Origin of the sequence: Deinococcus sp. NW-56 (assembly GCF_002953415.1) — a bacterium.
Classification (GTDB): Bacteria; Deinococcota; Deinococci; order Deinococcales; family Deinococcaceae; genus Deinococcus.
Window position 1 is genome coordinate 979,349 of sequence record NZ_CP026516.1, and the last position, 24,032, is coordinate 1,003,380.

A 24,032-nucleotide genomic window follows, 5' to 3' on the forward strand; every position below is an offset into this window, starting at 1 on the left:
CCCCCCATGCCCCGCTCGCCGCTTGACCTCACCACCCTCGCCGCCCGCGCGGGGGAAGAAGCCCGGCCCGCTGCCTCAACCCCGCTCGCCGAGCCGATCTACCAGTCCACTGTCTACGCCTTTCCCGACCTTGACGCCCTGGAACGGGCGATGAGCGGCGAGGAGCCGCACCCCTTCTACTACCGCAACGGCACGCCGAACGCGGGCACGCTGGAGCGGACGCTCGCGGCGCTGGAGGGAACGGAAGCGGCCCTCGTCGCCGCGAGCGGCATGGCGGCGATCAGCGCGGCGCTGTTGGGGGTGCTGGAGGCGGGCGACCACGTGGTGGCCGACGCCCGCGTGTATGGCGTGACCTACGCGCTGCTGGCCGAGGAGCTGCCCCGGCTGGGCATCCACACCACCTTCGTGGATGCCTGCGACCCGGAGGCGGTGGAGGCGGCCTTCCGCCCCGAGACGCGCGTTTTGCACGTCGAGAGCCTCACCAATCCGCTGATGACCGTACCCGACGTGCCCCGGCTGGCTGACCTCGCGCATGGGCGGGGAGCGGTCCTCAGCGTGGACAACACCTTCGCCAGTCCCGCCGTGTTCCGGCCTGCCGAGCATGGGGCCGACCTCGTGACCCACTCCGTCAGCAAGTACCTCAGCGGGCACTCCAACGCCTTCGGGGGCGTGGTCTGTGGGCGGGCGGACCTCGTGGCGGCGGCGCGGACGCGGCTGACCCGGCTGGGGGGCACGATGAGCGCCTTCGATGCCTGGATGACGCTCCAGGGCCTCAAGACGCTGGGCTTGCGGATGCGAGCACACTCCGGCAACGCGCAGGCGGTGGCCGACGTGCTGGCGAACCACCCACGGGTGCGGGCCGTGTACCACCCCGGCCTCTCCGATCACCCACAGTTTCAGCGGGCAATGGAGTTGTACCCGAATGGCTTCGGCGGGATGCTCAGCGCGGACATCGAGGACGCCCCCGCCTTCGTCCGGGCACTCGCGGGCCGGATTCCCCTGGCCCCCAGCCTCGCGGACGTGGTGACCACCCTGTCGTGGCCGTGGGGCACCTCGCACCGGGCGCTGCCGGAAGCCGAGCGCCGCCGCCTGGGAATCACGCCGGGGCTGCTGCGCCTGAGCATCGGCATCGAGGACATCGGCGACCTGCTGGGCGAGTTGGAGGAGGCGCTGGAGGGCTAAGGGCGGGCCAGGTGTTCTCCCACGCCATCGGCTTCGACGACGCTCCCTTCGCCCGAGAGCACCGGGGCGATGTGGCGGTATTCGGCACCGTCTATGCGCGGCACACCCTGCATGGGGTTGTCCGTGGCCGGGTCCGGCGCGACGGGCGAAACAGTACCGCCGAACTCGCCCGGCTGGTGGGGGAGAGCGGTGCCCGCGAGCACCTGCACCTGATCCTGCTGCAAGGGGTCGCCCTCGCGGGATTCAACGTGGTGGACGTACCCATGTTGAGTCGGTTGACTGGATTGCCTGTCCTCGTCGTGGCGCGGCGGTCTCCGAACCTGGAGCGTATCCGGGCGGCTTTGCTGACGCGGGTGCCCGGCGGGACGCGGAAATGGCGACTGATTGAGGCGCTGGGGCCGATGGAACCCTGCCGGGGGGTGTGGGTGCAGCGGGTGGGCCTAAGCTTGCCGGAAGCGGAAGCGGCCCTCGGTGCCTTGACCCTCACGGGCCGCATTCCCGAACCCCTGCGGGCCGCGCACCTGATCGCCGGGGGCGTGACGCGGGGCAGCAGCCGGGGTGGGCGGGTTTAGCGCCCCTCCGCCTCGATCTCCCGCAGGTGCTCGATCCGCCCCGCCGTCCCTGGATGCGTCTCCAGCAGGTCGCCCAGACCGCCTTCCCCGGCCTGCACATCCGACTCGTCGGTATTCCGGCGGCCTGTCTCCAACCGGGCGAGGATGTCGCGCAGGGGCTTGGTGGTGCCGTAGGTGTCCATCAGGTAGGCCCCGGCAACCCGGTCCGCTTCGGTTTCGGCGGCGCGGGAGTAGCCGCCGCGCAGCAGGGCAGCGGGCACGGCGGCGGCGAAGGTGCCCGCGCTGACCACGTCGCCCGTGACGGCCACGGTCAGGAGCGTCAGCCCTAGCCCCTGGTACACCGCCGCCAGCCCGTGCCGCCCGGTGACGTGCCCCGCCTCGTGGGCCAGGACCCCCACGAGTTCGCGGTCGCTCCTGGCGAGGGCCACGAGTTGATCGGTCATCACGACGGTGCCGTTCGGTAGGGCGAAGGCGTTCGCTCCCAGCGCGAGGGGACTGTCTTCCGGTGATCCGTCGCGCAGCAGCAGGCGGTAGCCGTAGCCCCCGCCCGCCGCCCGCGTGACCCGCCGGAAGGCCGCCTGGAGTTCCGCCTGCCGCGCCCGGCTCAGCCGCGTGGGGCCGAGGTAGTCGCCGTCGAGAAACTCGATGGTTTCCCGGTCGAAGGTCGCCAGCACCGGGCGGGGGGTGGCCGATGCTGCCGTGCGGGCCAGGGCGGGAATGCCGAACACCACGAAGGCCGCGACGAGGGCGAGCGTCACGGCGAGCGCTCCCAGTGCCGTCGCCCAGCGCGACTCCAGCCGCCGCACCCCGCCCAGCCCCCGGTTGCGGCCCAGCCGAGCCTCCAGCGCCGTGACGGCCGCGTCGTCGCGCGTCTCGAAGCGCGAGCCGTCCGGGAACTTCAGCACGCGCGGCAGTCCCGGCACGGGCGGCTCGATCTGCACCTGCGCGGGGAGCCACGGCGTCTCCGGGCCATCCTCCAGCCGAAGTGTCAGGCCCTCGCCCCGGACTTCCAGCGTCGCGGGGTGGGGGCGGCTGCTGCGTCCGTCGAAGGCGCGGCCGTCCAGCCCGAGGTCGGGAGGCGTCATCAGAACCCCAGGTCGATGTCGAGAAGTTCGGTGGCGGCCTCGCCCAGCGCGTCCTCGCCGGGGGTCACGTCCGCCGTGAAGGACTCCAGCGGCACCAGCGCCCGCACCTGCATCCCCGCGAGCACGTACCGCGCCCGCCGCACCGCCGCCCAGGGGGTTGCCAGCCCCAGCGTCAGGACCTGCACGACCGCATTCGACACCCCGATCCACACCAGCCGCCACGGGCTGAAGGTGGCCCCGGTGCGGACCACGCCGCCGACCTCCACCCGGTTCAGCACCAGCCGCAGGGTGGCCGCCCGCACGTACTGCCAGGCCACTCCGTAGAGGGCCAGCACCAGCAGGTAGCCCCCCGCCAACGCGGCGAGAAAAGCAGGCCCCAGAAAGTCCTCCTCGGTCTGGGGCACGTCCAGCACGCCCGTCCCGAACAGCACCCCCAGGAGGGGCACCGCCAGCAGCAGTCCGCCTCCCAGGGTGAGGGCCAGCCCGGTCAGCCCGATCAGGTAGAACTCGCCCACGTCGCCCCGGAACCGTGCCCGCGCGGTGCCGTAGGCCGCCCCGTCCACCTGGTAACGCCGTTGCAGGAACCACGCGAAGGGCAGCGCCAGTCCCCCCGACAGCAGCGCGGCCAGGTTGCCCAGCCCGTAGGCCGCGTAGGCCCCGCCCGCCCGGCCGTGGTGCCGGAACTTCAGGCCCCGGTGGGTGGTGCTGACGGCCAGAAAGCGCAGCGACTTCATCACCAGCCAGGGGTACAGCGCGAAAAACAGCACCGCGATGGTCCCCGCCACGTACTCCCAGCCGGTGAACTGAAACTGGCTCGCCAGCGTGTAGGTCAGAAAAAAGGCGCCCACGATCAGGTACCCCCGCAGCAGGGCGAGGGGCCTAGCGGTGTATTCGAAATTTGCCCCGTCCAGCCAGGTGTGCCCGTAGAAATACTGCCGCTGCCGCACCCGCGCCCAGGGAAGGTACAGCCCCAGGGTCACGATGGTCAGGGCCGTGTTCACGATCCAGAGCCGGAAGTATTCACCCGCCTGCCCGGTAAAGGAAAAGGCGTGGCTGGTCACGGACACCGGCACGTCCGCCGTCTCCGCCGGGGGGAGGCTGCCGGGCCGGGCGGCGTGGCGGCCCAGCGGCACGGAAGGCGGCACGTCGGTCATGTCCGCATGGTACGGGGCGGCGCGGCCGGGGAGGGCGGCAAGTCGTGCGCGGCTTCCCGGCAGCGAAACGGGAGCGGACGCACGCGGCGCCCGCCCCCCGAAACCGGGACGTTCCGGGTTACCAGCGGCTCCCGCCGCCCCGGTTGCCGCCGCCGTAGCCGCCCTGACCGCCCATGGGGGCGGGCGCGGCGTTGGTCACCACGACGTTCTTGGCCTGGGGACCCTTGTTGCCCTGCCCGGCCTCGACCTCGAACTCGACCTCGTCGCCCTCGTTGAGCTTGCGGAAGCCGCCGCTCTGGATGGCGCTGTAGTGCACGAACACGTCGGGGTTGCCCGGATGCTCGATAAAGCCGTAGCCCTTTTCCACGTTAAACCACTTCACACGACCTTGCGCCATAGCACTCCTTGCATCTTCACCAACGTCACCCGGGCGAGCGGCCCTCTGGGCGGCTGCCGGTGGTGCAGGGTAAACGGGGAAGACGGGCCGATTATCGCACGGCCCGGCCCCGGTGAGCGCCGGAGGTGCGCCGTTCCCCGCTTCCCCCGGCCCCTATACTCGGTTCAGACGTTTCCCGCCTTCTCCTCTTGTTCCCGCTCCCCGCCCCGGAGGCCCCATGCCGCTCTACGCCCTCGCCGACCTCGTGCCCGACCTTCACCCCAGCGCCTTTGTGGCGCCCAGCGCTGACCTCACGGGCGCGGTGTCGGTAGGCGAGGAGGCCAGCGTGTGGTTCGGGGTGGTCGCGCGGGGCGACATCGAACCCATCGTGATCGGGCCGCGCTGCAACGTGCAGGACGGCGCCGTGCTGCACACCGACGAGGGCCACCCCTGCACCCTGGAAGAAGACGTGACGGTCGGCCACCGGGCGGTCGTTCACGGGGCCGTGTGCGAGGCCGGAAGTCTGGTCGGCATGGGCGCGGTGATGCTCAGCGGTTCGCGGCTGGGGCGCGGAGCTGTGCTGGCGGCCGGAGCCTTGCTGCGTGAGGGGCAAAGTGTGCCGGATGGGATGCTCGCCGTGGGCGTGCCCGCCCGCGTGGTCCGTGCGGTCGAGCCGCCCGACAATGCTGCCCGGTACGTGGAGCAGGCCGCCCGTTACCGCCGGGAGGTCCGTCGCCTCCCCGACCCCACCGGAGGCCAGCGGTGACCGCCCCCGGCGAGGTCCCCCGCGAAGGTCCCGAGGAGGTCGTGCCGGAACTCGCGCCGATGTTTCCGGGGGTCGCTCCCTTCCTGGCCCGCTTCCTGCCGCACTCGCCGCCCACCCACACCGGGCTGAGCGTTCCTTTCTGTGACCTGCACGGGCTGCTGCGCCACTTCCACGACCAGAGCTGGTACGGTTACCTGCACGCGCAACTCGGTGACCAGCACGCCGTCGTGCTGCTGTACGAGGGCCGGGCGGTGACGGCGGCCTCGGTCAGTGGGACGGGCGAACAGGCGCTGGGCGACCTGCTGGGCCTCTACGAGCAGGGGGCCGTGCTGAGCGCCCATCCCCTTACCCCGCCCCTGGCCCACGCCCTGAGCGGGGTGGGCAGCCGGGCCTGGAAGGTGGACGTGACGGGCGATTTCACCGGGCTGCACGTCTGCGCGTCGGGGGCGACCTTCTACGCGGGGGGGGCGGCGGTGGCCACCCTACCTGTCACGCTGCCCTACGAGGGGGCCTTTCCCGCCCCGCTGCGGCCCCAGACGCTGATGCTGCCGCGCAGCCTGGCGGGGTGGGCGCACCATCCCTACACCCTGACCCTGCGGGGCCGCGACGCCCTGCACCCCATCACCGACGTGCACCGCACCTTCCGGCTGGGGCATGGGCCGCTGGGTCTGGGCTTCCTGCGGGCGCTGCGCGAGGGGCTGACCCCCGCCGAACACGCCCTGCGCGGCGACCTCGCCCTGCACGACCTCGAACCCCTGCTGCGCGAGTTCGTGGCCGAGGGGCTGGTGCGCGGCGAGTGACGTTCGGCCCGGTCACCGCGCTCCGCCTGTGCTGGAATACGGGGCGTGACCCTGCCCTCCCGGTCCCCTTCCCCCCCCTCTGACCCGGCGCTCGCCGCGGGCCGCACGGCCACGCTGGCGGTGCTCGCGGGCCTGTTCATGCTGGCGACCACGCCCTTCCTGGGGCGGCTGGTGCAGGGCGAGACGGACCACCTGTTCCGCAACGTGGCCTACGCGGTCGCCACCGCCGTGCTGCTCTGGCAGGTGTGGCGCGGCAGCGTGTGGGCGTGGCGGCTGACGGTGGGCTTCAGCGTCTTTTCGGGGCTGCTGGTCTTCATCGTGGGGATGCTGGCAGGCGTCAGCAACTGGCAGGGCTGGGTCATCAGCGCGGCGGGGCTGGGGTTCATGGTGCTGGGGCTGTGCCTGGTGTCGGTGCCGGGCATCCGCGCCTACCTGGACTCGCGCTGGGCGGCGCGGGGGCGGCGTTCGGGGGGGCAGGCATGAGCCGCCGCTTCACCGTGCAGGGCACGAACAACGCCTTCGCCTGCGCCCACTGCGGCGCACAGGTGCAGCCCCTGGGCAATGGATCGGTTCGCAACCACTGCCCCGAGTGCCTGCATTCCCTACACGTGGATATCCTGCCCGGTGACCGCGCCAGCGACTGCCACGGCGTGATGGACCCCGTGGGCGTGGACCAGAGCGGCAAGAAGGGTTGGGTCATCCTGCACCGTTGCCGCAAGTGCGGCTACCAGGGCCGCAACAAGGCCGCCCTCGACGATTCGGGGCAGCCGGACTCCTGGGACGCCCTGGTGGCGCTCAGCCGACGGGTGCGGGAGTAGGGGCCAAAAAGAAAGGGGCCGGGCGTGACGCGCCCCGGCTCCCTTCCCCCTGTGGCGCTCAGCCCTTGCAGCGCACGTCCTTGCCGAAGTGCTTGGATGACAAGAAGGCGTAGCTGTTGGTGGAGAAGTAGGCCTGGATGGCCGAATTCAGGGCGAGGCGGGCCTGGTCGTTGTCCTCGCGGACCATGAAGCCCAGGGGCACGCTCCACAGTTCCGGCCCGAAGTGGATCTTGATCTTGGGAAAGTTGCGCTTGGCGGCGGGTTCCATCACCGTATAGGCGAAGGTGGCGTCGACCGCCCTGGAAATCACCGCGAACATCAGGTCACCGTTGGACTTGTAGACCTTGACCTGCTTCTCGAAGGGAAGCTTTTGCACGTAGGAGTGCATCAGCGATCCGGTCCCCACGCCGATGGTCTTGCCCGCGAGGTCGGTGTGCTTTTGCAGGGCGGGGTCGAGCGACGCCACCGACACGCCCGCGCAGGCGGTGGGCACCGTGAAGTCCACCTTGTTCTCGCGGGTGCTCGTCACGCCCAGGGCACCCACGGCCACGTCGGCGCGGTCGTCTTGCAGGGCCTTGATGAGCTGGTCGGCGGCGACCTTCTGCATCTCGACCTTCAGGCCCATCGCCCCGGCGACCGCCTGCAGCAGTTCGACCTCGTAGCCGCTGTACTTGTCTCCGGCGGCCATGGTGAAGGGGGGCAGGTCGCCGGGCGTGGCGACCCGCAGCACGCCGCTTTGCTTGATCTGCGCGAGGGAGCGGGCCTCGGCCGCGTTCAGGCTGGTCAGGCCCGCCGCGGCCGCGAGGGCGAGGGTGGACACGAGAAACCGTCGGGTGGGAAACATAGGCACGTCCTTTCAGAAGGACCGCCGTAAGAGGGGCGGCCCGTGGAGGGCTTGGAAGGGGAGTGGAAGGGAAGGCACGTGCCCGGCAGCCCGGACCTCGTGGCCCCTGGGGGTCGCGTGAAGGCAAGGTAAAGGGCTGACCCTGTCAAAATCCTGACGGCGCGGGGAGAGGCGGGGGGTGCAGGCCGGCCGTATTACACTCGCCGCATGGTTCTGTGGCTGGTGGTGGCTTTTATCGTGCTCAGCGCGTCGCTGATCCTGGCGCTCTCCTATGGCCCGCTGCGAACGGCGGCCAACGTGCGGACCGTGCGGACCTTCGCTGCCGTGCAGTACCTCGCGGCGGCGGTGCTGGCCGCTGCCCGCCTGATGGGGCAGGCGTGAGCGCTCCCACGACGGGACTGGCCACCCCCGACGCCTGGGTCATGGACCTGCACTTTCAGGACCAGCCCGGCGTGATCGCCTCCTACGCCCTCGACACCGGGGACGGCCTGGCCCTCGTGGACGTGGGGCCGGGGAGCACCCTGGGGGCGCTGGAGGCCGGACTCTCGGAGCGCGGCGCCTCTCTCTCCGACGTGCGCCACATCCTGCTGACCCACATCCACCTCGACCACGCGGGCGCGGCGGGCACGCTGCTGGAGCGGCTGCCCCGCGCCCGCGCCTATGTCCACGAGCGCGGCGCGGCCCACCTCTCGCGGCCCTCGCGCCTGCTGACGAGTGCCGCCCAGATCTACGGCGACCAGATGGAGCGGCTGTGGGGGGAGATGAAGCCGATCGACCCCGACCGTCTGACCGTCCTCTCCGGCGGCGAGGCCCTGCGCTTGGGCCGCCTGGAGGGCGAGGCCCTGTCTACCCCCGGCCACGCGGTCCACCACCTCGCCTACCACCTCGGAGACGACCTGTTCGTGGGGGATGTGGGGGGGATTCGGTTGGACATCCGCCAGACGCCCCGCGCCCCCACTCCGCCGCCCGACATCGACCTCCCGGCGTGGCAGCGCAGCGTGAACCTTCTCCGCGCCCGCGACGCCCGCACCGTGGCGCTGGCGCACTTCGGCACCTTCCCGCAGGCGGCGGCCCACTGGGACGGCCTGCTGGGCACCCTGGAGCGCGACGCCGCCGTGGTGGGGGAGGGGCTGGGAGGCGGGCAGACGCTGGAGGAGATCACCGAACGCTTCACCGAACACCTCTTCGCAGACCTGGAGGCGGAGGCGCCCGGCCTGTCTGAACGCTTCGGCTTCGCCTGCCCTCCCTGGATGAGCGTGCAGGGCCTCGCCCGCTACTGGGGCCGGGCCGCCGTGCGGGGCGGAGGCGAACGCACTCGGGGCGAGGCGGGCTGATGCGCGTTCTCGTCGTGGGCAGCGGGGGGCGTGAGCACGCCCTCGTGGACGCCTGCACTCGGTACGGCCACGAGGTGCTGTGTACGCCCGGCAACCCTGGCATTGCTGCCCAGGCGCGGGTGATCGCCAGCCCGCAGGACCCGGAGACGTTGGCCGACCTCGCCGTCCGGGAGGCGGTGGATGTGGTGATCGTGGGGCCGGAAGCCTACCTCAGCGCCGGACTCGTGGACGCTTGCCAGGCACGCGGCGTTCCCGCCTTCGGCCCCACGCGGGCCGCCGCCCGGCTGGAGAGCGACAAGGCCTGGAGCAAGGCCTTCATGGTCCGTCACGGCATCCCGACCGCTGCCCACCACTCCTTTGCCGAACTGGAAGCAGCCCTGACCCACGCGCAGGCCCAGCCGCTTCCCCTCGTCGTGAAGGACGCGGGCCTGCGGGCGGGCAAGGGAGTCACCGTTGCCCACACCTGGGCGGAGGCGGAGGCAGCCCTGCGGGACATCTTCTCCCAGCCTGGCGCACAGGCGGTGCTCGAGGAGTTTATGACCGGGCAGGAGGTCAGCATCCTGGCCCTCACCGACGGCGAACGCTATGCCCTGACGCCCCCCAGCCAGGACCACAAGACCATCGGCGAGGGGGACCGTGGCCCGATGACGGGCGGCATGGGCGTGGTCTGCCCCTTTCCATTGGGGGAGGGAGACCTTGACTTCATCCGCCGCGAGATCGTGGAACGGACCCTGGCGGGCCTGCGGGCCGAGGGCCTGCCCTTTTGCGGGGTGCTGTACGCCGGGCTGATGCTCACGCCGGAGGGGCCGCGCGTGGTCGAGTTCAACGCCCGTTTCGGCGACCCCGAGGCCGAGGCGGTGCTGCCCCTGCTCGCCTCCGACCTCGCCCGGCACGCGCTGGAGGCGGCGCAGGGACGGCTGGACCCCGGTCAGGTGCATTTCCGCGACGGAGCCAGTGCCGTCGTGATTCTGGCGGCCGCCGGCTACCCGACTGACCCTCGACGGGACATTCCCCTGGAGCTGCCCGACCCTGGCCCCGGCGAGGTGATCTACCACGCGGGCACGGCCCTGCGCGGCGGCAGGCTGGTCAGCGCAGGCGGACGCGTGCTGGCGGTGACCGCCACCGCCCCGACGCTGGAGGCGGCTCTGGAGCATGCCTACGGCCTTGCGGACCGGGTGGACTTTCCAGGCGGCCAGCTTCGGCGCGACCTGGGCTTCCGGCTGGGATTGCGCCCCGCCTCCGTCACGCGCTAGCATCCCGGCTGGCCCATCCATCCCGGGCTTCAAGCCGATGTGGCGGAATTGGTAGACGCACTCGACTCAAAATCGAGCGGGCAACCGTAGGGGTTCGAGTCCCCTCATCGGCACCACTTTGATCGGCAGCACTGCTCCGGGCGGCTCCGGTAGCCGCTCTCCCCGAGGTCCCCCATGATCCTGACCCTCTTCATCATCCTGTTTGCCCTGGTCTGTGTGGGGCTGGTCTTTTTTGTTCTCCTTCAGGTCCCCAAGCAGGCGGGGCTTTCGGCCAGCATGGCGTCGGGCGGCTCACTGCTGGGTGGGCGCGGCGTCGAGGGGGGCCTCATCCGGGTGACAAGTGTCCTGGGCGGCCTCTTCATGCTGCTCGCCCTCCTCATCAACGTCGTCTCTCGCTGACCCGCATTTCCCCTGAAGATGAGCCGCCTGAGTGCATAGGCGGCTCTTTCTATTCAACTTGTGGGCAAGGTGCGAACAGCGCCGAAAGGTGGTCCTCCTCGTCGCAGTGCCGAATTGGGCCTCCCAGACGAAAAGTTCACTCTGCGACAATCGCTGACCCTGCTGTGAATAGCCTGTGATTGGACATTCATCGTTGTACGCCTGGGGCTTGACCTTGAGCAAACCTTGTCGCTAGAGTGACCGCGCTGGAATCCCTCAAATGGCTTAGGTCGAACGGCTCATCTGATGCACCGCCAGATGGTGTTCACGTACCAGATTTCCAGAAGTAGCTCCCTTCAGGAGGCACCGCATGAAGAAAGCCCTGTTTGTCGCGCTCGCCATGACCGTCGGTTCCGCCGCCTCTGCTGCTCCCTTCGTCTGGCCCGCCGCCTGGACGGCCGAGCAGAACACCGCCAACAAGCGCGGTGGCGAGTACCGTTACTACTCCCTGTCGGACTACAAGACCTTCAACCCGTTCACCAGCGCGGAAGCGGACTCCATTCCCACGCTGATCGCGTCGGGGACCGGTCTGTTTGCCCAGGACCCCCGGAATGACGAGTTCATCCCCTACATGGCGGATGCCAAGCCGACCGTCAGCAACAACGGCAAGCGCTTCGTCGTGAAGATCCGTCAGGGCATGAAGTTCAGCGACGGCCAGCCCATCACGGCCGACGACTTCGTGACCACGATGCGCATCCACATGGACGACAAGGTCGGCAGCAACAGCTACGACTCTTTCCGTCTGGCGGGCAAGCCCATCACCATCAAGAAGATCGACAACTACACTGTGCAGTTCGACTTCCCCCAGGTCAGCTCCGGTGCCTACGAGCGCATGAGCTTTACCCCCTGGCCTGATCACGTGTTCGGCAAGGCCTACCGTGAAGGCGGCGCCGAGGCGATCAAGAAGATGTGGACGCTGGGCACCAACCCCAACCAGATCGTGTCCCCTGGTATGTGGACCCTGGGCAGCTACCGCGCCGGTGAGCGTGCAGTGCTGGAGCGCAACGAGCGCTGGGGCGAGTGGAACAAGGACAGCCGTGGTAACGCGCTGCCCTACCTGGCCAGCGCCTCCTACCGCATCGTGGGGGATGCCAATGCGGCGCTCGCGGCCTACCTGGCTGGGCAGATCGACGCCGTGAACGTTCGCAATGCTGACGATCTCGCGCAGATCAAGCGGGCGATGGACGCTGGCCGCCTGAAGGCCACGCTGATCCCCAACGTCAGCCCCCAGGCGACGAGCCAGTGGATCACCTTCAACTGGAACAAGGCGGGCGATCCCTTCAAGCAGAAGCTCTTCCGTGACGTGCGCTTCCGCCGCGCCATGAGCCACATCGCCAACCGCAAGGCGATGGTCGACCTCGCGCTGGGTGGCCTGGGCACCGAGACGTACTTCAGCGTCTACCCCATCTTCCGTCAGCAGATCGCGGCGGGCGCCAACGCTCCCAAGTACCCCTACAACCTGCAGGCGGCCAGCAGCCTGCTGCGTCAGATGGGCTTCACCAAGAAGAACGCCCAGGGCTACCTGGTCGACAACAGCGGCAAGGTGCTGGAGTTCAACCTCTCCACCAACGCGGGCAACACCGTCCGCGAGCAGCTGGGCCGCATCTTCGCCGACGAGGCCAAGAAGGTCGGCGTGAAGGTCAACTTCACCCCCATCGACTTCAACAACCTCGTCAACCAGCTCACCTCCAAGGGCGAGAACCGGCCCTTCGACGCGATCCTGCTGGGTCTGTCGGGCGGCAGCAACGTGTGGTCCTTCGGGTCCAACGTGACGCCCTGCGGCGGCAACCTGCACAGCTACAACAACAACTCCAAGGGCACCTGCCTGACCTCGCAGGAAACCCTGATGACCAAGCTGTACTACCAAGGCGACGCGACGCTGGACGACGCCAAGCGCCGCGCCATCGGTGGGCAGATCATGAAGGCCGAGGGCGAGCTGCAGCCCGTGATCTATCTGGTCGGTGGTAACTACCACGTGACCTTCAACGAGCGTCTCGGCGGCGAGTACCCCCGCAACCTGATGGACGCCTACTACGGCAGCCGCGACCTCGCGCTGACCTTCATCAAGTAACCTCCCGCCCGCACGTACACGGGGGGTGGCTCGCACACGCGGGCTGCCCCCCACTCGCGTGAACTCTCAGGAGTGCTCCATGATTCCATTTCTCCTGCGGCGGGTGGTCCAGTCCATTCCGACGCTGCTGCTCGCCAGCGTACTGATCTTTTTCGTGATTCAACTCGCGCCCGGTGACTTTCTGACCCCGGCCCGCCTCAACCCCAACATCAGTCCCGAGCAGCTTGAGATTCTCTCGCGCAACTTCGGCCTTGACCGTCCTGTGTGGGAGCAGTACTTCCGCTGGATGGGCAACATGTTCCGGGGCGATTTTGGGCTGTCTTTTCAGTACCAGCAGCCTGTGCTGGATGTGGTCTGGCCGCGCATCAAGAACTCGCTGTGGCTGGTGCTGCTGAGCACGCTGCTTTTCTACGCGATTGCCATCCCCGTCGGGGTGTATGGGGCCGTGCGTCAAAACTCGCTGGGCGACAAGTCCATCAACGTGGTGCTGTACTTCCTGCTGGGCTTCCCCAGCTTCTTCCTCGCCCTGATCGTCATCTATTTCATCCTGCTGGCGCGTGACTCCACCGGCCTGGATATTCCCATCGGTGGCATGACCAGCAACAATTACGAACAGCTCTCGACCCTGGGCCGCGTCTGGGACATCGCCAAGCACCTGATTATCCCGGCGGTGGTGCTGGCGGTCTCGGACGCGGCGGGGCTGACCCGCGTGATCCGGGGTCAGATGCTGGAAGTGATGCGCTCGGATTACGTGCGCACGGCGCGGGCCAAGGGCGTGGGCGAGCGCAGCGTGATCTGGAAGCACACCTTCCGTAACGGCATTCTGCCCATCGTGGCGGGGATTGGCGGGCTGCTCCCCGCCGCCATCAGTGGCGCCGGGTTCATGGAAGTGGTGTTCGCCTACCCTGGAGTCACTCCCATGCTGCTGACCGCCATCAACACCCAGGACCTGTACCTGATCGCCGGATTCACGGTGATTACGACCATCCTGCTGGTCATTGGTAACGCGATCAGCGACCTGCTCCTCGCCGTGGTCGACCCGCGCGTGAAGGTAGCCTGAGGAGTCTTCTGACATGACCACGACTTCTCCCACCACCAAAGCTCCCCGCGCCAAGGGGCAATCCCAGTTCTCGGTCGCCTGGGCACAGTTCCGGAAAAATCGCCTCGCCCAGATCGGCGGAACGTTCTTAATCCTGCTGTATCTGATGGCGATTTTTGCGCCCTTCCTGGCGCCTGATGGTCTGTCGACCTACTCGACCACCAACATCACCCGCTTCCACCCGCCCACGCCGATCCAGTTCCGCGATCCGGAAACGGGGGCCTTCACCCGGCCCTTCGTCTATCAGTACGGGCAGGAACTTAATCTGGACACCTTTGTCAACGAGTACCGTCCGACGGACACGCGCTGCCCGATTTACTTCGGCGTGCGCGGCGACGAGTACCGGCTGCTGGGGCTGATTCCGGGGAACATCCACCTGTTTGGCACCGGGCAGGAGAATCCGGACTGCAACGTGTACCTGTTCGGCGGCGAGGCCCTGGGCCGTGACCTCTTTACCCGCATCATGTACGCCTCGCAAATCTCGCTGACCATCGGTGTGGGCGCGGTGCTGATTTCCACGATCATCGGTCTGCTGATGGGTGCGATGGCGGCGTTCTTCGGTGGCATCGTCGATACCCTGATCATGCGTCTGGTCGAGGTGCTGGCGAGCATTCCGTACCTCTTCCTGCTGATCCTGCTGCGCTCGGTGTTTCCGCAGGACATCAACCCGATTTTCGCGCTGTACATGATTCTGGGCCTGCTGGCCTTTATCAGTTGGGGTGGTCTGGCCCGCGTCACGCGCGGCCAACTGATGAGTGTGCGCGAGCTGGATTTCGTGTCGGCGGCGCAGGCGCTGGGCGCGGGCAATGGCCGCATCATGTGGCGGCACATGCTGCCCACCATGACCACCTACGTGATCGTGGGCCTCAGCCTGGGGATTCCGGGCGCGATCCTGACCGAGTCGGGCCTGAGCTTCCTGGGCATCGGGGCCGTCGAACCATACGTGTCGTGGGGTAGCCTGCTCGCACAGGCGCAGGAAGGCGGCTTTTCCAGCTTCACCCAGCGGCCTTGGACGCTGATTCCCGGCTTCTTCATCGTGTTCACGGTGATGGCCTTCCAGCTGCTGGGTGACGGCCTGCGTGACGCCTTCGACCCGCGCAAGCGGTCGTGAGCGCCCCGGCTTCGTAAGACTTGTGACGGCGCCGCCCCGCGTGCGTGGGGCGGCGCAACTTATCCCCCCGTGATCCCTGTATGATGACGGGCGTGTTCCGCAACGTGGCGCAGGAGATGGAGGAAAAATGACCCATCAGGGTGAGGTTCTGCTGGCCGTCAATGGCCTGAAGACGTACTTCAACACCGACGACGGTGTGGTGAAGAGTGTGGACGGGGTGACCTTCCACATCAAGAAGGGCGAGACGCTCGCGGTGGTGGGGGAGTCGGGCTCGGGCAAGAGCGTGACCAGCCTCTCGATCATGCGCCTGATTCCGATGCCCCCCGGCCAGATCGTCGACGGCGAGATCCTGTTCACCGGCAAGGACGGGGTGCAGAAGAACATCGTGAATCTGCCGGAAGCCGAGATGCGCCGCATTCGCGGCAACGACATCTCGATGATCTTTCAGGAGCCGATGACCAGCCTCAACCCGGTGTACACCATCGGGGACCAGATCGGCGAGGCGGTCATGCTGCACCAGGGCAAGACCAAGCGCGAGGCCCTGGCGGTGGCGACCGAGATGCTGCGGCTGGTGGGTATCCCCGCGCCCGAGAAGCGCGTGAACGAGTACCCCCACCAGATGTCGGGCGGGATGCGTCAGCGCGTGATGATCGCCATGGCGCTGTCGTGCAACCCGGCCCTGTTGATCGCCGACGAGCCGACCACCGCGCTTGACGTGACCATTCAAGCGCAGATTCTGGACCTGATGCGCAAGCTGCAGCAGGAGATCGGCATGAGCATCCTGTTCATCACCCACAACCTCGGGGTGGTCGCCGAGATGGCCGACCGTGTCGTGGTGATGTATGGCGGGCGCGTGGTGGAAGAGGGTGACGTGGTGGAGATTTTCAAGGCGCCGCGCCACCCCTACACCATGGGGCTGCTGAACTCGATTCCGCGGGCCGGGGACGCCGCGCATGTGCCGGGCCAGCCCAAGCAGCGGCTGGAGGCCATTCCGGGCAACGTGCCCAATCCCCTCAACCTGCCGCCCGGCTGCCCCTTCGAGCCGCGCTGCAAGTTCGCCATCGAAGCGTGCAGCGAGGCCGTGCCCCCGCTATTCGACACGGGCGGCGGCCACGTGGCCCGCTGCATCCGCTGGCAGGAGTTCGAGCAGGCCCAGCATGAGGTGAACGCATGACCCGCACGGTGATTACCGCCGACCCCGGCGACGTGTCCGTGGCGGCCCAGACGCCCGCCACGCTCGCGGCGCCCCAGACCGCCGAGACGCTGCTGGAGGTCAACAACCTCCAGAAGTACTTCCCCATTCGCGGCGGCCTGCTCTCGCGTGTGGTGGGCAACGTCAAGGCCGTCAACGACGTGTCCTTCAAGCTGGGGCGGGGCGAGGTGGTCGGGCTGGTGGGCGAGTCGGGGTCGGGCAAGACGACCGCCGGACGCGCCATTCTGCGCCTGATTGAGCCGACGGGCGGGCAGGTCATCTTCAACGGGACCGACATCACCAAGCTCTCCAAGGGCCAGATGCGCGACTACCGCCGGGAGATGCAGATCATCTTTCAGGACCCCTTCGCTTCCCTCAACCCGCGCATGACGGTGGCCGACATCATCGGAGAGGCGATGCAGATTCATAACCTGCATCCTGGCAAGGACCGCATCGACCGCATCGCGGACCTGCTCGCCAAGGTGGGCCTGCGCCCCGAGCATATGCGCCGCTACCCCCACGAGTTCTCGGGCGGGCAGCGCCAGCGCATCGGGATCGCGCGGGCGCTGGCGGTGAACCCCAGCTTCATCGTGGCGGACGAGCCGGTGTCGGCGCTCGACGTGTCCATCCAGGCGCAGGTGGTCAACCTCCTGCAAGACCTTCAGGAAGAATTGGGCCTGACGGTGCTGTTCATCGCTCACGACCTCGCCGTCGTGGAGTACATCTGCGACCGCATCATCGTGATGTACCTGGGCCGCGTGATGGAGATCGCGCCCAGCCGCGAGCTGAACAACAACCCCAAGCACCCCTACACCGAAGCGCTGCTCTCGGCCGCGCCCGTGCCTGACCCCACCGTCAAGCGCCAGCGCATCATTCTGGAAGGCGACATTCCCAGCCCGATCAACCCGCCCAGCGGCTGCGTGTTCCGCACGAGATGCCGCTACGCGATCGACGACTGCGCCAAGATCGTGCCTGAGCTGCGCGAGGTGGGACCCCAGCACTTCAAGGCGTGCATCCGGGACGACATCCTGTAATCGCCGCCCCAGGTGGGGCCGAGCGGAGCGAGAAGCGACGAGGAGCACCGGGACAGCCCGGTGCTCTTGCCGTGATGGGTGTCGGCTCCCGCTGGAGGCTTGGACTTTCCGGGTTGCTCGTGACATTCGGCGGCTGAAACCCTATCTCTCTCACACTTCATCAGCCCCTACCCGGCAAGCTGCCCTCATGAGACAGCTCCTGACAGCGGCACTCACGGCAGCCCTGGGCGCGACCTTGCTGGGCACAGGCTCGGCAGCAGACCTCCGCATCTACCCCAGCTTCACGGAGGTGCGCGAGCCGGTGCGGGCCACCGGGACCACCCTCACCGTCACGCTGCCCGAGGCGGCCTGGGCCGGGCTGATTCCAGGCACGCTGGACCTCGACGGCCTGCCCTTCACCTCGGCGGTGCAGCGGCAGGAGCCCAACTGGCTGGCCTCGCTGGAGGGGAAGACGGTGTTTCTCAAGCGGGAGGGCGAGGCGACGCAGCCTGTCACGCTGATCCGGGCGCGGGACCTGCTGGTGCGCGACGCGCAGGGGCGCTACCTGACCGCCCGCTACGAGGACCTCAGCTTCGACGTGGCGCCGCCCGTGAATCCCCTGTCGCCCATCCAGACGCTGACCTTCACGCTGCCGCAGGCGGGGGCGGGGACGCTGGCGTACCTGACGCGCGGGGTGACCTGGGCGCCGCGTTACACCCTGCGGGCGGGCAATCAGGGCGCCCAGCTCTCGGCGCTGGCAGACATCCGCAACGGCACCGACCTCGCTTACGACGTGAAGGCGACCGAGCTGTACGCCGGGGACGTGGAAGTGCGGGGACAGCCGGTGCCCATGCCCGGTGCGCTTTACAGCCGGGCCGAGGCGGCCGACACAGTGGCCACTGCCGCCCCCACCATCAACTCTCAGGGCGAGCTGCGCGGCCTGTACCGCTACGCGCTCTCCGCGCCCTTTACCCTGCCCGCCAACAGTGTGGTGACGCTGCCCTTCCTGACGCCCAAGCTCACGGGATTCGAGCGCTACGCGGGCCTGAACACCTACTTCACCCCGCAGAACACGTCGGGGACGCTGAGCCGCTTCTACCGCCTCAAGGCCGACGAGCGGCTGCCCGGCGGTTTGATCACCGTGCGCGAGGAAGGCCGCCTGGTGGGCCAGACCAGCATCCCCGAGACGGCGCAGGGCGCCCAGATCGAGTTCAGCCTCGGCAACGACCCCGACGTGCGGTATACGCGGGCGGTGCAGACGGTCAGCAGCGAGCGGAACGCGCAGGGCAACCCGGTCAAGACGACCTACCGGGTCACCTACACCTTCGAGAGCAGCAAGGACCGCGCCGTGCGGGCCGAGGTCACCGAGATCGTGGGGGGCCGCCGCATCGTGATCGACTCGGCCCCTGCCCGCCAGAACCAGGCCCGCGCCGAACTGCGGGTGGACGTGCCCGCCGGGGGCAAGGTGACGCGCAGCTTCACGGTGGTGGTGGACAACAGCTAGCGGCCAGTCGGCCAGTCAGCCAGTCGCCAGCACAAGGGCCTCCGCTTAAGCAGAGGCCCTTTCTTGCTGGGTACTGAAAGCTGGCCGCTACACGATCCCTTCCAGATACGCCCGCGCGTCCGCCTTGACGGGCATGAAGTAGGCGTGCTGGCCCCGATCCCGCGCGAAGGCGAGCAGGCCAGCGGCAAAGGTGCGGTTCCACTCCAGCGTCGGCTCGAAGGTCCGGGGAAAGACCGCGTGGTTGCGTGCCCGCCAGTAGTTCAGCGAGGTCGGGGTCAGCACGCTCGTCGCGCCCCACCAGACCTCGGCTTCCCCGGGGATCAGGTCGGCGTAGGCGGCCAGCAGGCGCAGATCGAAGAAGGGCTGGGTGAAAAAACCGCAGGCGCCCGCCTCCAGCTTGCGCTCCAGATAGTCGCGCTCGCGGGCGAAGCTCTGGCGGTAGGGGTCGAGGCCCGCGTAGACCCGCACGTGCGGCAGCTCGCGCCGGAAACGCCGAATCGCCCGCACCGCGTCCACGTCGTACACGCGGGCGCTCATGTCGGCGGGGGCGTCCCCGGTGACGATCAGCACCTCGTCGATACCCTGGGCGGCGAGCGCGTCCGCCATCGCCAGCGGTCCGTCCGGGTCGAGGTCCACCGCACGGATATGCGGAATGGCGCGGTAGTGGGGCCGGGCCAGGGCGCACCCCTGCCAGGAACGGGTCGAGTAGCGGGTCAGGTCCACCACGTTGACGGTATCCACGCCCGGCAGATGCCGCGCGACCGCCTCCAGCTCGGCCCGCAGGCCGCTGCGCGAGCGGGGAACGAGTTCGACCGAGACGCGGGTGGAGGTGGTGGTCACGGAGCGCTCCCGGCAGGGTGTGGAGCGTGGGGTGTGGGGCGTGCGAGCGGTCTGGGGAGCTTCGCCGGGTCATATCCCAGGACCGGCCCCAGCCACCGCTCCGCTTCCTCCAGGCTCCACCCCTTGCGCCCCGCGTACTCTTCCACCTGATCGCGCCCAATCCGGCCCACCGCGAAATAGCGGGCGTCCGGGTGGGCCAAGTACAGGCCAGAGACGGCGGCGGCGGGCGTCATCGCGCAGGAATCGGTGAGCGAGAGGCCGAGTTCCTCCGCGTTCAGCAGACTCAAAATGGTGCGCTTCTCGGTGTGGTCGGGCTGGGCAGGGTAGCCAGGGGCGGGGCGAATGCCGACGTAGCGTTCGCGGATGAGGTCGTCGTTGCTCAGCGTCTCCCCGGACGCGTAGCCCCAGTAGCGCGTCCGCACGTCGCGGTGGAGCTTCTCGGCGAACGCTTCGGCCAGCCGGTCTGCGACGGCTTTGGTCAGGATGCTCATGTAATCGTCGTGCTGCCGCTCGTAGTCGCGGGCGAGTTCCTCGGCCCCGTGAATGGCGACGGCGAAGGCGCCGATGTGATCGTTCCGCAGCCCCACGAAGTCGGCCAGAGCCGTGTTCGGCGTTGCCTGATCGCGCTGCTGGCGCAGGGTGTGGAGGCGCACGGGGCCGGTATCCAGCGCCTCCACCACGATGTCGTCCCCCTGACGGTGGGCGGGCCAGAGGCCGATCACCCCTCGCGCGGTCATCAGGTTCTCTTCTGCAACCCGCCGCAGGAGCGCCTGAGCGTCGTCGAACAGCCCCCGTGCCTCCGCGCCGCGAAGGGGATCAGTGAGGATGTTCGGGTAGATGCCCTTCATCTCCCAGGCGATGAAAAAGGGCGTCCAGTCGATGTAGTCGAGAAGTTCCGCGACAGGTTGCTCAATGACCGTTCGCCCGAGGACACGCGGCGCGGGGACGGCGGCGGGGGAGAGGCGGGGGGCACGCTCGCGGGCTTCATTCAGAGGAATGAGCCGCACCTGCCGCTCGCCGTGCCGTTCGCGCAACGCCTCGTACTCGGCGCGGGTGCGCTCCTGCACGGCCTCCGGGTCGCTCAGCAGGTCGCCCACCACGCCGACCGCGCGGCTGGCGTCGAGGACGTGGACCACCGTGCCGTCGTAGGCCGGGTCAATCTTGACCGCCGTGTGGGCGCGGCTGGTCGTGGCGCCGCCGATCAGCAGTGGTGTCGTCAGGCCCCGCCGCGTCATTTCGCGGGCCACGTTCACCATCTCGTCGAGGCTGGGGGTGATCAGGCCGCTCAGCCCGATCACGTCTGCCCCCATCTCCCGTGCCGTATCCAGAATCTTCTCGGTGGGCACCATCACGCCGAGGTCGGTCACCTGGTACCCGTTGCAGGCGAGCACCACGCCCACGATGTTCTTGCCGATGTCGTGCACGTCGCCCTTCACGGTGGCGAGGAGAACCTTGCCCTTGCCGCTGCTCCCCACTTGCTCCGCCTCCAGGTAGGGGGTGAGGTGGGCGACGGCGCGTTTCATGACGCGGGCGGATTTGACGACCTGCGGCAGGAACATCTTCCCGGCCCCGAAGAGGTCGCCCACCACGTTCATGCCGTCCATCAGCGGCCCCTCGATCACAGCGAGGGGGGACCCGAGCAGACGGTAAGCCTCCTCCGCGTCCTCGGTCACATGGTCGGTGATGCCCTGGACGAGGGCGTGCTTCAGCCGCTCGGCGACCGGAAGCTCACGCCATGCGCTCTGGGCACTCGCCTCGCGCTTCACGTCCTTGTAGCTCTCGGCAAGCCCGATCAGCCTCTCGGTCGCGTCCGGTCTCCTCGCCAGAATCACGTCCTCCACCGCCTCGCGCAGCTCCGGCTCGATGTCGTCATACACGGCGAGCATCCCCGCGTTCACGATGCCCATGTCCAGGCCCGCGCCAATCGCGTGGTACAGGAAGACGGCGTGCATCGCCTCGCGGACGTGGTTGTTGCCCCGGAAGGAGAAGGACACGTTGGAGATGCCGCCCGACACCAGCGCCCCCGGCAGGTTCTGCTTGATCCAGCGCGTCGCCTCGATGAAGTCCAGCGCGTAGCGGTCGTGTTCCTCCAGCCCCGTCGCCACGGTGAGCACGTTGGGGTCGAAGATGATGTCTTGGGGAGGAAATCCAGCCTCCTGGGTCAGCAGCCGGTATGCACGGGAAGTAATCGCAATACGCCGCTCCAGGGTGTCCGCCTGCCCCTCCTCGTCGAAGGCCATGACGACGGCGGCGGCCCCGTAGCGTCGGAGGAGCCGCGCCCGCTCCAGAAATGTCACCTCCCCGTCCTTGAGGGAGATCGAGTTCACGGCCGCCTTGCCCTGCACGCGCTTCAGGCCCGCCTCCAGCACCTCCCAGCGCGAGGAATCGAGCATCAGCGGCACCCGCGCGATGTCCGGCTCCCCCGCGAGGAGGTTGACGAACTTCACCATCGCGGCCTCGCCGTCGAGCATCCCCTCGTCGAAGTTCACGTCCACGAGCTGGGCGCCGTTTTGCACCTGCTGCCGCGCGATCTTGAGGCCCGCGTCATAGTCGCCCGCGAGAATCGCCTTGGCGAACTTGGGGCTGCCGGTGACGTTCGTCCGCTCGCCGACGTTCACGAAGTTCGTTTCAGGGGTGACGGTGAAGGCTTCTAGACCACTCAATCGCAGGTAGGGCGGGAGCTTGGGGGCGGTTCGGGGGGGAAGACCCGCGACGGCCTCCTTGATCGCGCGGATGTGCTCCGGCGTCGTTCCGCAGCAGCCGCCCACGATGTTGACCAGCCCTTCCTCGGCGAAGGAGCGCAGGACGGAGGCCGTGTGCCCCGGCGTCTCGTCGTACTCCCCGAAGGCGTTGGGCAGGCCTGCGTTGGGGTGGACGGAAACGAGCGCCTCCGTGTTCGCCGCGATCGCTCGCAGGTGGGGCCGCAGCAGGTCCGCCCCCAACGCACAGTTCAGGCCCAGGCTGAACAGGTTGGCGTGCTCGGTACTCACCGCGAAGGCTTCCGGCGTCTGCCCGCTCAACGTCCGCCCTGAAGCGTCCGTGATCGTCCCTGACAGCATGATGGGGAGGGGCTTCCCGGCGCGAGCGAATACCTCCTCACACGCGAAGAGGGCCGCCTTCGCATTCAACGTGTCAAAGACGGTTTCGATCAGGAGGAGGTCGGCCCCGCCCGCGATCAGTCCCTCGACCTGTTCGGTGTACGCGGCGACCAGATCGTCGAAGGTGACGTTGCGGAACTCGGGCCGCTCCACGTCGGGGGAGAGGGTGGCTGTGCGGTTCGTGGGGCCGACCGACCCGGCGACCCAGCGCGGGCGACCGTCGCGGGCCGTGAACTCGTCGGCGACCTCGCGGGCCAGCCGGGCACCCGCCTCGTTCATCTTGCCCACGAGGTGCTCGGTGCCGTAGTCCACCTGGGAAATCACCGTCGAATTGAAGGTGTTCGTGGAGGCGATATCCGCGCCTGCCTCGAAATACGCGCGGTGAACGTCCCGGATCACGTCGGGCCGGGTGAGTTGCAGCAGGTCGAAGTTGCCCCGGTACATCCGCAGGGGGTCGGCGCCGTCCCAGCGGAAGTCCCCCTCGGTCAGCCCTGCCCGCTGGAGCATGGTGCCCCAGGCCCCGTCGAGCACCAGAATCCGTTCTCGCGCGTGGGCGCGAATGTCCTGTGTGTCTGCCATCCCCTCACCTCGGTGGGGCGGGCTGGCCTTCCGGCAGCCGCCCTGGAACTCTCGAATCCGTCTAAACAGCGCCAACGCTGGGGCCACCCTGCTTCCGCCGCGCCATCGTTGGCGCCTGAGCAGAAGCTTTCCCGTGGGGCACCGTGGCCGTGATGGGGGCCGGTTGCCGCGCCGTCAGGGGGCGGGAAAAGCCCTCGGGCGCTCTGGATGACCGTGCCGAGCGGGCACGACCTCGGGAGGATAGCGTGGGGGCTGGGGGACAAATTGGGGCGAGATGGACAGGTGCGGGGCAGTCCAGCCCATTCGGTGCTCACAAGTGCCACCGCTGCACCTTGCCGCTGGGGGTGCGCGGCAGTTCGGTCAAGCGGGTGAAGGCCAGCGGGCGCAGACCGCGCACTCGCGCACGCCGGGCAGCGCGGCGATCTGGGCCTCGACCACGCCGCACCAGTCCCGGCAGCAGCGCCAGCAGCAGCGCCGCCGGACCGCTGAAATTGACCGCGAGCAGCCGTCCGAGATCGTCCCGCGCGGCGCCCTCCAGCACCGGAGGCCGAACCGATTTCCCCGCGTTACTCACCACCGCCCACAGGTCCGGATGCTCGGTCCCTGGTCGCGCGGCGACGGCTTTCACTGCCTCGGGGTCGGCGGGGTAGACGTGCGCCCAACCTCCCCCGCGCGGATGCCCGCCGCGACCTCCTCCAGCCGCCCCGCCCGCCGCGCGAGCAGCAGCACCTCGGCCCCCGCCGCCCCCAGCCGCCGGGCCGTCGCCGCCCCGATGCCCGACGACGCGCCCGTCACGAGGACTGGGCGGCCCGCCACCGCCGCCCGCAGCGCCTCCGGGTCACGGCAGGCGGGTGGGGAGAGCAGCAGGCGGGCCACAGACATGGGCCGATGCTGGCACAGGCG

Annotated in this window: 24 protein-coding genes and 1 tRNA gene; 17 read left to right on the forward strand and 8 right to left on the reverse strand. The window is 68.8% G+C overall.

Annotated features, from left to right (window positions below):
• Nucleotides 1–6: 6 nt before the first annotated feature.
• Nucleotides 7–1,182: a PLP-dependent aspartate aminotransferase family protein gene (locus C3K08_RS05000; RefSeq protein WP_104990304.1), complete on the forward strand. Its 1,176-nt coding sequence runs from the start codon at nucleotides 7–9 to the stop codon at nucleotides 1,180–1,182.
• Between the two features lie 11 nt (nucleotides 1,183–1,193).
• Complete coding sequence (locus tag C3K08_RS05005; RefSeq protein ID WP_104990305.1) at nucleotides 1,194–1,754, forward strand: DUF99 family protein; 561 nt, start codon at nucleotides 1,194–1,196, stop codon at nucleotides 1,752–1,754.
• Here the strand turns inward: C3K08_RS05005 and C3K08_RS05010 are convergent.
• From C3K08_RS05010 to C3K08_RS05020, 3 genes are all read right to left on the reverse strand, one after another.
• Nucleotides 1,751–2,839, reverse strand: a complete 1,089-nt coding sequence (locus C3K08_RS05010) for a M48 family metallopeptidase (protein ID WP_104990306.1) — start codon at nucleotides 2,837–2,839, stop codon at nucleotides 1,751–1,753. The two genes, C3K08_RS05005 and C3K08_RS05010, sit on opposite strands and share 4 nt — an antisense overlap.
• Nucleotides 2,839–3,993: a YjgN family protein gene (locus C3K08_RS05015; protein WP_104990307.1), complete on the reverse strand. Its 1,155-nt coding sequence runs from the start codon at nucleotides 3,991–3,993 to the stop codon at nucleotides 2,839–2,841. Before C3K08_RS05015 ends, C3K08_RS05010 begins: the two co-directional genes overlap by 1 nt.
• 118 nt (nucleotides 3,994–4,111) lie before the next feature.
• On the reverse strand, nucleotides 4,112–4,390 hold the full coding sequence (locus C3K08_RS05020; RefSeq protein WP_104990308.1) for a cold-shock protein: 279 nt from the start codon (nucleotides 4,388–4,390) through the stop codon (nucleotides 4,112–4,114).
• Between the two features lie 217 nt (nucleotides 4,391–4,607).
• On the opposite strand from C3K08_RS05020, the gene C3K08_RS05025 reads away from it, so the two are divergent.
• From C3K08_RS05025 to C3K08_RS05040, 4 genes are read left to right on the forward strand one after another with little or no spacing between them, the layout of a single operon-like run.
• Nucleotides 4,608–5,135 carry a gamma carbonic anhydrase family protein gene (locus C3K08_RS05025; protein ID WP_104990309.1) on the forward strand — a complete coding sequence of 176 codons (528 nt, stop codon included), beginning with the start codon at nucleotides 4,608–4,610 and terminating at the stop codon, nucleotides 5,133–5,135.
• Complete coding sequence (locus tag C3K08_RS05030) at nucleotides 5,132–5,935, forward strand: hypothetical protein (protein WP_104990310.1); 804 nt, start codon at nucleotides 5,132–5,134, stop codon at nucleotides 5,933–5,935. Before C3K08_RS05025 ends, C3K08_RS05030 begins: the two co-directional genes overlap by 4 nt.
• A 45-nt stretch (nucleotides 5,936–5,980) precedes the next feature.
• A complete protein-coding gene (locus C3K08_RS05035; protein WP_234009171.1) occupies nucleotides 5,981–6,418 on the forward strand; it encodes a hypothetical protein in 438 nt (145 codons plus the stop codon).
• Nucleotides 6,415–6,753, forward strand: coding sequence for an RNHCP domain-containing protein (locus C3K08_RS05040; RefSeq protein WP_104990312.1), 339 nt, complete (start codon nucleotides 6,415–6,417; stop codon nucleotides 6,751–6,753). Before C3K08_RS05035 ends, C3K08_RS05040 begins: the two co-directional genes overlap by 4 nt.
• A gap of 58 nt (nucleotides 6,754–6,811) precedes the next feature.
• On the opposite strand, the gene C3K08_RS05045 is transcribed toward C3K08_RS05040, so the two are convergent.
• Nucleotides 6,812–7,597 carry an ABC transporter substrate-binding protein gene (locus C3K08_RS05045; RefSeq protein ID WP_104990313.1) on the reverse strand — a complete coding sequence of 262 codons (786 nt, stop codon included), beginning with the start codon at nucleotides 7,595–7,597 and terminating at the stop codon, nucleotides 6,812–6,814.
• Between the two features lie 207 nt (nucleotides 7,598–7,804).
• Between C3K08_RS05045 and C3K08_RS18245 the strand changes: the two genes are divergently transcribed.
• From C3K08_RS18245 to C3K08_RS05095, 11 genes are all read left to right on the forward strand, one after another.
• Complete coding sequence (locus C3K08_RS18245; RefSeq protein ID WP_199776998.1) at nucleotides 7,805–7,978, forward strand: hypothetical protein; 174 nt, start codon at nucleotides 7,805–7,807, stop codon at nucleotides 7,976–7,978.
• Between the two features lie 41 nt (nucleotides 7,979–8,019).
• Nucleotides 8,020–8,931 (forward strand): MBL fold metallo-hydrolase, encoded by a 912-nt coding sequence (locus C3K08_RS05050; RefSeq protein WP_104991926.1) that lies wholly within the window; start codon nucleotides 8,020–8,022, stop codon nucleotides 8,929–8,931.
• The gene (purD, locus tag C3K08_RS05055) at nucleotides 8,931–10,184 is read left to right on the forward strand and encodes a phosphoribosylamine--glycine ligase (RefSeq protein WP_104990314.1); all 1,254 of its coding nucleotides are present in this window, start codon (nucleotides 8,931–8,933) and stop codon (nucleotides 10,182–10,184) included. Before C3K08_RS05050 ends, purD begins: the two co-directional genes overlap by 1 nt.
• A 33-nt stretch (nucleotides 10,185–10,217) precedes the next feature.
• Nucleotides 10,218–10,300: transfer RNA gene (locus C3K08_RS05060), tRNA-Leu, on the forward strand.
• A gap of 58 nt (nucleotides 10,301–10,358) precedes the next feature.
• A complete protein-coding gene (gene secG / locus C3K08_RS05065) occupies nucleotides 10,359–10,583 on the forward strand; it encodes a preprotein translocase subunit SecG (protein ID WP_104990315.1) in 225 nt (74 codons plus the stop codon).
• A 349-nt stretch (nucleotides 10,584–10,932) separates the two neighbouring features.
• A complete protein-coding gene (locus C3K08_RS05070) occupies nucleotides 10,933–12,693 on the forward strand; it encodes an ABC transporter substrate-binding protein (protein ID WP_104990316.1) in 1,761 nt (586 codons plus the stop codon).
• Nucleotides 12,694–12,772: 79 nt separating this feature from the next.
• Nucleotides 12,773–13,753, forward strand: coding sequence for an ABC transporter permease (locus C3K08_RS05075; protein WP_104990317.1), 981 nt, complete (start codon nucleotides 12,773–12,775; stop codon nucleotides 13,751–13,753).
• A 13-nt stretch (nucleotides 13,754–13,766) separates the two neighbouring features.
• The gene (locus tag C3K08_RS05080) at nucleotides 13,767–14,903 is read left to right on the forward strand and encodes an ABC transporter permease (protein WP_104990318.1); all 1,137 of its coding nucleotides are present in this window, start codon (nucleotides 13,767–13,769) and stop codon (nucleotides 14,901–14,903) included.
• Nucleotides 14,904–15,030: 127 nt separating this feature from the next.
• Nucleotides 15,031–16,077: an ABC transporter ATP-binding protein gene (locus C3K08_RS05085; RefSeq protein ID WP_104990319.1), complete on the forward strand. Its 1,047-nt coding sequence runs from the start codon at nucleotides 15,031–15,033 to the stop codon at nucleotides 16,075–16,077.
• A complete protein-coding gene (locus C3K08_RS05090) occupies nucleotides 16,074–17,129 on the forward strand; it encodes an ABC transporter ATP-binding protein (protein WP_234009172.1) in 1,056 nt (351 codons plus the stop codon). The genes C3K08_RS05085 and C3K08_RS05090 overlap by 4 nt, the downstream gene beginning before the upstream one ends.
• A gap of 187 nt (nucleotides 17,130–17,316) precedes the next feature.
• Nucleotides 17,317–18,612, forward strand: a complete 1,296-nt coding sequence (locus tag C3K08_RS05095) for a DUF4139 domain-containing protein (protein ID WP_104990320.1) — start codon at nucleotides 17,317–17,319, stop codon at nucleotides 18,610–18,612.
• An 87-nt stretch (nucleotides 18,613–18,699) separates the two neighbouring features.
• Here the strand turns inward: C3K08_RS05095 and C3K08_RS05100 are convergent, their stop codons facing one another.
• The 4 genes from C3K08_RS05100 to C3K08_RS05115 form a co-directional block, all read right to left on the reverse strand.
• Nucleotides 18,700–19,452 carry a methylenetetrahydrofolate reductase gene (locus C3K08_RS05100; protein WP_104990321.1) on the reverse strand — a complete coding sequence of 251 codons (753 nt, stop codon included), beginning with the start codon at nucleotides 19,450–19,452 and terminating at the stop codon, nucleotides 18,700–18,702.
• On the reverse strand, nucleotides 19,449–23,129 hold the full coding sequence (metH, locus tag C3K08_RS05105; RefSeq protein WP_104990322.1) for a methionine synthase: 3,681 nt from the start codon (nucleotides 23,127–23,129) through the stop codon (nucleotides 19,449–19,451). The genes C3K08_RS05100 and metH overlap by 4 nt, the downstream gene beginning before the upstream one ends.
• Nucleotides 23,130–23,439: 310 nt before the next feature.
• Nucleotides 23,440–23,757 (reverse strand): hypothetical protein, encoded by a 318-nt coding sequence (locus C3K08_RS05110; protein ID WP_158679852.1) that lies wholly within the window; start codon nucleotides 23,755–23,757, stop codon nucleotides 23,440–23,442.
• A complete protein-coding gene (locus tag C3K08_RS05115; protein ID WP_158679853.1) occupies nucleotides 23,754–24,011 on the reverse strand; it encodes an SDR family NAD(P)-dependent oxidoreductase in 258 nt (85 codons plus the stop codon). The genes C3K08_RS05110 and C3K08_RS05115 overlap by 4 nt, the downstream gene beginning before the upstream one ends.
• Between the last annotated feature and the right edge of the window lie 21 nt (nucleotides 24,012–24,032).